Raw genomic sequence first — 2,730 nt, forward strand, 5'->3', positions numbered from 1 at the left:
ATGTAGGAGCGAGCTTAGCTCGCGATGCGCCGCGCGGGCGGCGCTCGATCTTCGCCCCCCTGAAAAACCCAAGCCAGGCACCTGGTGGCCCTGAAACAATCTACAGGCATCCACACCTCCCCAAAAAGGCTTGGCCGCGATTGATTTTTCAAATGTGCCCATGGGTTTGAAAATGGCTTTTGTACTCGCGCCTTTCATTATTGGGCTCACCGGGGTAGGCATAAGTTATCATATAGCCGCTACTCGGCATTTCGATGTGCTTTGCACGGCATTTAGAAATAGCCAGGGGTTAGTGGATGATTTGAAATATTGGAGTACTATTTCGCTTGGGACAAGAACGAGGATAGTGTATGGCGTGACATTGGCATCGGCATGGCCGAGTTTGGGGGTTCGCCAAGGCTGGTTAGAGGCTGATGATTGTAAAAACTGTCCGCTCTATCTCAAACGTCGACTGCAGGTCTCGTTCTGGTGTCTATTAATCGGTTGTGCATGGCTTTTTGTGGTTTGGGCCCTAATTGAGTCGGGCAGATTGTAAGTCCGAAAGGGCCTCCCGTCAGCGGGTCGTTTTGCCGATTACTTCATGAATTCTGGCTGCTCATTTGGAGGGCAGCCAAAGCCATGGCTGTACGACATTTCTGAACTTGACTCACCCCATGCCCTCGCGCATGGCCACCAGGGAAGGGGCCGGTTCAGTCAGCCCAACTGGTTGGGCTGGACGATGCCGTATCGCTTCATCTTGCGATACAGCGTCGACCGCGAAACCCCCGCGGCCTCTGCCGCTACGCTCATGTTCCAGCGCTCTCGCTTCAACACCTCCAGCAAATGCCGCGCCTCGGCAGCCTCGACCTGCTGCTCCAGCACCTTTGGCCGCGCAGGCGCTGCAGGGTCGGCCACTACCTCCGGCAGGTCAGCCACTTCGATCAGCCCACCTTCGGCCAGCGCGACGGCCTGACGCAACGCATTGAGCAACTGCCGCACGTTCCCCGGCCAGGCGTGCCCGAGCAAGCAGCGCCACGCTTCATCGCTCAGGCGCAGACCAGCGCCCCCCGGCAGCCCTGCCAACAACCCTTCGATCAATGCGCGCCGGTCACTGCGTTCACGCAGTGCCGGCAACGTCATGCGCATCCCGCACAACCGATAGTAGAGGTCTTCGCGAAAGCGCCTGTCGCCAATCATTGCCTGCAGGTCCTGGTGCGTTGCCGAAATCACCTGGAGGTCCAGTGCTACCGGCGCTTCGGCACCCAGCGGCACCAGCTCGCGCTCGGCAAGCACCCGCAGCAGGCGCGTTTGCAGGTGCGCCGGCATGTCGCCGATCTCGTCGAGGAACAGCGTGCCGCCATTGGCCTGCTCCAGCTTGCCTTTCATGCCCTTGCGGTTGGCCCCGGTGAAGCTGCCGGCGCGGTAGCCGAACAGTTCGCTTTCGATCAGAGATTCGGGTATCGCCGCACAGTTGAGCGCCACGAACGGTTTGGCATGGCGCTGGCTAGCCTGGTGCAAGGCACGGGCGAATGCCTCTTTGCCGGTGCCGGTTTCGCCGTTCAGAAGAATCGCGATGTCTCGGTCCAGCACCTTGCGCAGGCGTTTCACGCCTTGTTGCAGCTGTGTGTCCTGGCCTGCCAGTTGCTCGAGCGTGGGGTGTGCAGTGCGGGTGGGCGCGGGCCGCGCAGAAGGCGCTTGGCGGTAACCGGCCGGTACGCGCAGGCCCACATCCAGAAGGTGCGCTTGTTCATGACCGCGCAGTTGAGTGCCACGGGCACCGCCGCGCGTCAGGTCCAGCAACTGGTCGATGGTGGCGGGCAGCAGTTGCTCGATGGCCACGCCCAACAGCTTGCCGGTATGCGCCAGGAACGCTGCCCGATTGGCGCCGATTACCCGGCCGCTTTCGTCCAGTGCCAGCAGTTGCTCGGCGGCCAGGTCGCAGAAGTCGTCGCGTGGTTTGATGGCCAAGGTCAGGCGGTCGCGGTAACGCTGGCGGAAATGGCTGTTCTCGATCAACCGGGCGTACAGGGTCACCAGTTGCAAGGTCAGGTGCTGGGCTTGCTTGGGGCCGTCGTTGTACAGGCAGGTCGCGTTTAGGCAGCCGAGCAGTTGGTTGTGGGCATCGAAGATCGGTGACACCGAGCAACTGAGCCGCGCATTGGCCGCAAGGAAGTGCTCCTGACGGTGGATGGTCAGTGCCTGCTGAGAGGCCAAGGCAGTGCCGATGCCGTTGGTGCCGGCAATCGACTCGTCCCAGCGCGCGCCGACGATCAGCCCGGAGCGGGTGTAGCGCTGTGGGTCGGCGGGCAGGCGGGCGGCCAGCGTGATGCCGTCGGCGTCGCTGAGCAGCACGGCGAAACCAGCGTCCACCACGCGCTTGGCCAGGCCACTGACGCCCTGGCTGGCGATGGCCAGGTAGGCCTCGTGCTGGGCTTGGTGCTGGCGGATTTCAGCGGCGCTGAGGATGTTGTCGACGTGGCGCAGGGCGGGGTCCAGGTGGTGCTGATTGATGCTGCGGTACCAGGATTCAGCGATCACCGGTTCTGGCGTCAGGCCACGTTCGGCAAAGTGGCAGTCGACGAAGGCGGCCAGTTCACTGGCGCGGGGTGTGGCCATGGGCGCTCTACCAAGTTCTTGTTATTTGAGTTGGGGAAACCATAGCTGATTTTGGGTCTGGGAGTTGCTTGTCTTTAGCTTTGCAGGGGGGTGGATATCGAGCGCCGCCCGCGCGGCGCATCGCGAGCTAAGCTC

At 62.1% G+C, this 2,730-nt stretch carries 1 protein-coding gene; it reads right to left on the reverse strand.

From position 1 onward, the window contains the following. Positions 1-693: 693 nt before the first annotated feature. A complete protein-coding gene (locus NP534_RS26510) occupies positions 694-2,595 on the reverse strand; it encodes a sigma-54-dependent Fis family transcriptional regulator (protein ID WP_274100701.1) in 1,902 nt (633 codons plus the stop codon). Positions 2,596-2,730 lie beyond the last annotated feature (135 nt).

The sequence above is a fragment of the Pseudomonas sp. 39004 genome (assembly GCF_028682155.1).
GTDB lineage: Bacteria > Pseudomonadota > Gammaproteobacteria > Pseudomonadales > Pseudomonadaceae > Aquipseudomonas > Aquipseudomonas capeferrum.

Bases quoted from the DNA above. Each gene is read 5' to 3' on its own strand.
- NP534_RS26510 (WP_274100701.1), bottom strand. From the start codon at position 2,595: ATGGCCACACCCCGCGCCAGTGAACTGGCCGCCTTCGTCGACTGCCAC.